Origin of the sequence: Robiginitalea sp. (assembly GCF_049588695.1) — a bacterium.
GTDB lineage: Bacteria > Bacteroidota > Bacteroidia > Flavobacteriales > Flavobacteriaceae > Robiginitalea.
Genome location: NZ_JBAVZJ010000007.1, coordinates 1 through 5,479, shown reverse-complemented (window position 1 = coordinate 5,479; position 5,479 = coordinate 1). Strand labels below are relative to the sequence as shown.

6 protein-coding genes are annotated in these 5,479 nt (G+C 47.6%); 2 read left to right on the top strand and 4 right to left on the bottom strand.

Annotation, left to right across the window (positions count from 1 at the left end; genetic code table 11):
* Window positions 1-70: 70 nt before the first annotated feature.
* The 4 genes from WBV75_RS00120 to WBV75_RS00105 are packed head-to-tail and all read right to left on the bottom strand — an operon-like array spanning window position 71 to window position 3,800.
* Window positions 71-457, bottom strand: coding sequence for an ExbD/TolR family protein (locus WBV75_RS00120; protein WP_424118635.1), 387 nt, complete (start codon window positions 455-457; stop codon window positions 71-73).
* 9 nt (window positions 458-466) lie between these two features.
* Entirely contained in the window at window positions 467-1,159 is a 693-nt protein-coding gene (locus WBV75_RS00115) for a MotA/TolQ/ExbB proton channel family protein (protein WP_424118634.1), read from the bottom strand.
* 50 nt (window positions 1,160-1,209) lie between these two features.
* The gene (gene nhaD, locus WBV75_RS00110; protein WP_424118633.1) at window positions 1,210-2,556 is read right to left on the bottom strand and encodes a sodium:proton antiporter NhaD; all 1,347 of its coding nucleotides are present in this window, start codon (window positions 2,554-2,556) and stop codon (window positions 1,210-1,212) included.
* Window positions 2,557-2,573: 17 nt separating this feature from the next.
* On the bottom strand, window positions 2,574-3,800 hold the full coding sequence (locus WBV75_RS00105; RefSeq protein ID WP_424118636.1) for a Glu/Leu/Phe/Val dehydrogenase dimerization domain-containing protein: 1,227 nt from the start codon (window positions 3,798-3,800) through the stop codon (window positions 2,574-2,576).
* Between the two features lie 262 nt (window positions 3,801-4,062).
* Here WBV75_RS00105 and WBV75_RS00100 point away from each other — a divergent pair, with 262 nt between their 5' ends.
* Window positions 4,063-5,205 carry an acyl-CoA dehydrogenase family protein gene (locus WBV75_RS00100; RefSeq protein ID WP_424118632.1) on the top strand — a complete coding sequence of 381 codons (1,143 nt, stop codon included), beginning with the start codon at window positions 4,063-4,065 and terminating at the stop codon, window positions 5,203-5,205.
* A gap of 92 nt (window positions 5,206-5,297) precedes the next feature.
* On the top strand, window positions 5,298-5,479 hold a 182-nt coding region (locus WBV75_RS00095; RefSeq protein ID WP_424118631.1), incomplete at its 3' end, for a hypothetical protein.

The window sequence follows — 5,479 nt, the reverse complement described above, 5'->3', positions numbered from 1 at the left end:
AGAAGTACACTTAACAGAATGGTCGTAAGTGTGAAGGATTTTTTCTTGTGTCTCGTATCTAACAATGGCATCACTTCGGACGCACAGCAAGGATCACTTTATAGCTATTGCGGTTCGCAATATCCATAACATTGACGGCTTCTTTGATGGCAACACTCTCCTCAGCCCGTAATATAATGGTCGGCTTCTCCTGACCCTCCAGTGCCTTCTTTAATTCAATTTCAATATACTGCTTGTTGATCTGCTCATTGTTCACAAAATACTCCAGATCCTTGTTAATGGTGACCGAAACATTCTGTGTATTCGTCGATTTACCTCTTGCCTTGGGCAATAATAAATCGAGCGCATTGGGCGTATTCGCCGTAAGCATAAAAAATATAAGCAGCAGGAAGACAATGTCCGTCATTGAGGACATGCTGAACTCAGGGCTAACCTTATTCCTTCCTTTCAGTTTCATACGATGTTCTTAAATCGGTTCGCTCAGTAAATCGAGGAATTCCGTGGCGTTGGCCTCCATTTTATGAATGACCTTATCCGTCCGGTTAACCAGGTGGTTGTAACCCACATAGGCGATAATACCAACTACAAGACCTGCTACAGTGGTAGTCATAGCAGTATAAATCCCCGAGGCCAAAGCTCCCATTTCCGCCTGTCCCCCGCTGGTAGCCATCTGGTGGAAGGCCAATATCATCCCGATGACAGTTCCCAGGAATCCAATCATCGGTGCTGCCCCGGCGACCGTAGCCAGCACAGTTACATTCTTTTCGAGTTTATACACCTCCAGGGTTCCGGCATTTTCAATGGCCGTGTTAATATCATCCAGTGGTTTTCCAATCCGGGATATACCCTTCTCGACAAGTCGGGCCACCGGGCTGTCTGTTTGGGCGCACAGGATTTTCGCCGCTTCTATTTTACCGCCCGTAATATGATCGCGAATCTGATTCATAAAATTCTTGTCGATCTGGGAAGCCGCTTTAATAGCGAGAAGGCGTTCAAAATAGATATACATGGCCACAGCCAGCATGACGAAAAGGACCGATATAATAACGATACTCCCCGTACCCCCGTTGAAAATAAGATCGATTACAGAAAGGGTTTTCTCCTCAGATGCGAATTCACCCAGCTGGGCTTCATCTACAACATCCTGAAACAATAGCATAGATAGATGTTCTTAATGTTGCTGTTAATAACGGTGTTTCCGTCATTTAATTATCCATGCAGAACAAAATCTCTCAAAAGCACAAAAACGAGTGCTCCGGCAAGAAATCCGGCCAGGGCCAGCCATGCAATTTTGCGAAAATACCAGAAGAAATCGATCTTCTCCATTCCCATGGCTACCACCCCTGCGGCGGAACCGATAATGAGCATACTACCCCCTGTACCTGCGGAATAAGCAATGAAATGCCAGAGCGGGCTGTCCATGGGTTGCGAGAACATCCCCATACTGGCCGCAACCAGGGGCACATTATCAATAACTGCGGAACCAATCCCGAGTAACATAACAACATAATCCGTATTGGGTATGGCCTGATTCATGGATTCTGCATAGTGGAATAAATACCCCAGGGATTCCAGGGCGGCTACGGCCAGCAGGATCCCGAGAAAGAAGAGTATGCTGGGCAGTTCGATCTTTGAAAGGGAAGAATGTACCGGCCCGTGGCTTGAATGTGCTTCGCTTTCATCAGTCGTATCTTTATCCAGGGAAGAAATACTGAATTTGGCGTTACTGTATATTTCTGCAAAAGTAGCTACAATGGCCAGGGACAACATCATGCCCACATAAGGAGGCAGGTGGGTAATGGTCTTAAAGAAGGGCACAAAAACAATAGACCCAAGCCCCAGGTAGAGCATCGTAGGACCGAATTTAGACGTCCGCTCCGTATTGTCTTCAAGATCTACATCTATCTCGCCCTGAAAGACCTTAAACCGGCTCGCAATGAGCGTGGGAACCACCGTACACATAATGGAGGGCAGCAACACATGTATCACCAGCTGTGAAGCGCTCACTTTATTGGCGATCCACAACATGGTAGTGGTCACGTCCCCAATAGGAGACCAGGCCCCTCCCGCATTGGCATTGATAATGATAAGCCCGGCAAACCACAACCGCGTCTCCCGGTCTTTGATCACTTTCTGCAGGATGGTAATCAGTACGATAGTAGCGGTCAGGTTGTCGATAATCGCCGACAGTATAAAGGCCAGGATCGAAAACAACCACAGGAGTTTAACCTTGCTACGGGTACGGATGTAGCCTTTGATGGTGGCAAAACCATTAAAATAATCGATAATTTCAACAATGGTCATCGCCCCGAGCAGGAAGACGAGGATTTCCGCAGTCTTCCCCAGGTGGTGTAATAACATTTCGTCCAGGTGGGAAGGCTCCAATTCCTTCAGCTCTGTATTTACCTCAAAAACTGGTAGATGTGCCAGGGCTATGATCGCCCAAAGAATGGCCATCATCGCCAGGGCGGGGATGAGTTTATCGATCTTAAGGTTGTGTTCAAGGGTAATCGCAAGGTATCCTACGACGAAAACGATAATTACAATGGTTTCCATAAAAAGGTGGTTTAATATTATACGAGCTGCTTCAGTGCAATTTCAAAGGCAGTGCGGCTCAGGTTGCGTTTAGATGGATTTTCCTTAAATATATTCAAAATTGCGTTTCGGATGACTTCTGAAGTATCATTAAATATGGCGGAATCTTCCATAGTCACCCTTCCCTCCATGAAATAAGCAAAAACCCGGGCCATTCCACAATTCGAAATAAAGTCGGGGATCAGGCTAACGCGTTGGTCCGTGGACTCCATGATGGGGCCGAAGAAAATTTCCTTATCGGCGAAGGGGACATTTGCACCGCATGAAATAACCTCAAGACCCGTATCGATCAGGGTGTTTATCTGCTCGCGGGTAATCAGGCGGGATGCAGCGCAGGGCGCAAAGATCTCAGCAGGGGTATTCCAAATTTCTGCGTTTATTTTTTCAAAGGGGATCATTTCCTCGGTGATCAGGGCATTTCCCTTTTTCTTCCTGAAAAAAGTCTGGATTTCTTCAAAAGTAAAACCTTCTTCTTTGACCACCCCGCCATGGCGGTCGATTATACCGACAATCAGGGCCCCCATCTTGGAGAGGTAAAAAGCAGCTGCTGCACCGACATTTCCGAATCCCTGTACAATAGCCCGTTTGCCTTTAACACTGCTCCCCCCAATATCATAATAGTGGCGGACCGCCTCTGCCACACCAAAACCGGTGATCATGTCGGCTACGGTATATTTCCGGGAGGGGTCCGGGGAATATACATCGCTTTCGAGGACTTTGATAACGCCCATGCGCAACTGCCCGATCCGGTTTATTTTGTCCGCCTCACTGGGTTTGAAATGCCCGTTAAAAACGCCTTCCTGCGGATGCCATACTCCCGCATCCTCAGTAATGGGAATCACTTCGTGGATCTCATCCACATTGAGGTCTCCCCCCGTCCCATAATAGTTCTTCAGCAGGGGAGAAACCGCCCCATACCAGCGTTCCAGCACCCCCTTTTTCCTCGGGTCCTCCGGGTTGAAGTTAATCCCGGATTTGGCGCCGCCAATCGGCGGGCCCGAAACCGTGAACTTCACCTCCATGGTTTTGGCAAGGGAGAGAACTTCATTCATATCCAGGCCTTCCCGCATACGGGTACCCCCTCCGGCAGCACCTCCCCTCAGGGAATTGATCACCGTCCAACCTTCGGCCTCCGTCTCCGGATCGTTCCAGTGAAACACAATTTCAGGAGCCTTGTTTTCAAAGCGCTCAAGCAGTTCTTTCATTACCATAATCGGAGGCGAATTAATTAGTTTATACCCCGCATACAAACCCTATTGCGCCCAAATGGACAGAAAATACCGGATGTACGACTATGCGAAGTCAAACAAATATAGAAATAATGGGGAGCTTTAAAAGCATTTCATCGGGCTTCTCTTACCGCTTCTCCAAAGGTGTGTTGCAGCTATAGAGGAATCCCCCCAATGTATTGATAAACTTAGAATCTGGCCGTATATTTGCATCCCGCATTTAAAAGCATTACTACCTATGGATTTTACTTTGACCGAAGAGCATCGAATGATTCAACAAGCCGCAAGGGATTTCGCCAAGACCGAATTATTGCCCGGCGTTATTGAAAGGGACGAAAAACAAGAGTTTCCAAAAAAGCAGATTCAGCAGATGGGGGAACTCGGATTTATGGGAATGATGGTAGACCCTGCCTTTGGAGGTAGTGGGATGGACACCCTTTCCTATGTCCTTGTCATGGAAGAACTCTCTAAGGTTGACGCATCTTCTTCTGTAGTTGTTTCGGTCAACAATTCCCTGGTTTGTTGGGGCTTAGAGACTTTCGGGACCGAAGCACAGAAAGAAAAATACCTCAAACGCCTGGCTACCGGTGAAATTATCGGGGCATTTTGTCTTTCAGAACCCGAAGCGGGAAGCGATGCTACCTCACAGAAAACGACGGCCATCGACAAAGGGGATCATTATTTGCTCAATGGAACCAAAAACTGGATCACAAATGGTTCGTCTGCCGAAGTGTATTTGGTAATCGCCCAAACCGATGTGGAAAAAGGGCATAAGGGAATCAATGCGCTGATCGTCGAAAAAGGTATGGAAGGCTTTGAAATCGGCCCGAAGGAGCAGAAAATGGGAATTCGCGGGAGCGACACCCATTCCCTTATGTTTACTGATGTTAAAGTTCCTAAGGAGAACCGTATAGGAAAGGACGGATTCGGTTTTAAATTCGCTATGAAAACCCTGGCCGGAGGTAGGATTGGAATTGCCGCACAAGCCCTCGGCATTGCCGCCGGGGCCTATGAACTGGCTCTGGAATACTCTAAAGTCCGCAAAGCTTTTGGAACGGAGATTGCCAATCACCAGGCCATTGCCTTTAAACTGGCGGATATGCATACCCAGATTCAGGCTGCGCGTTTTATGGTTTATAAATCCGCTGTGGATAAAGACCAGGGAAATGACTACGATTTATCCGGAGCCATGGCCAAGTTGTACGCCTCACAGGTCGCCATGGAAACGACCGTAGAAGCGGTTCAGATTCACGGAGGAAACGGGTACGTCAAGGAATACCATGTAGAGCGACTGATGCGGGATGCCAAAATCACCCAGATTTATGAAGGAACTTCTGAAATCCAAAAAATCGTGATCTCCCGGAGTATTCTTCGAAAATAATTTTGAACCCTTAATACCCCGATCCTGGTACGACTGCGGTTTCGGGAATTCCTTTTTTTCGGTAACTTAGTGGAAATCAAACACTCTTACCGATGCCTTTACCTTATCCTTCTGCCCGATTCTTCGGGGTGATCGCGCTTGTACTGCTCCTGGGTATCACTTCCTGTAAGCAAAATCCCAAAGAAAAACCCAAAACCATTGCCCCTGCAGAGGAAGCGCCTGCCGCCATTCGGGTAACCACGAAATCCATGGAGTTTTTTGCCCCCGATAGCAT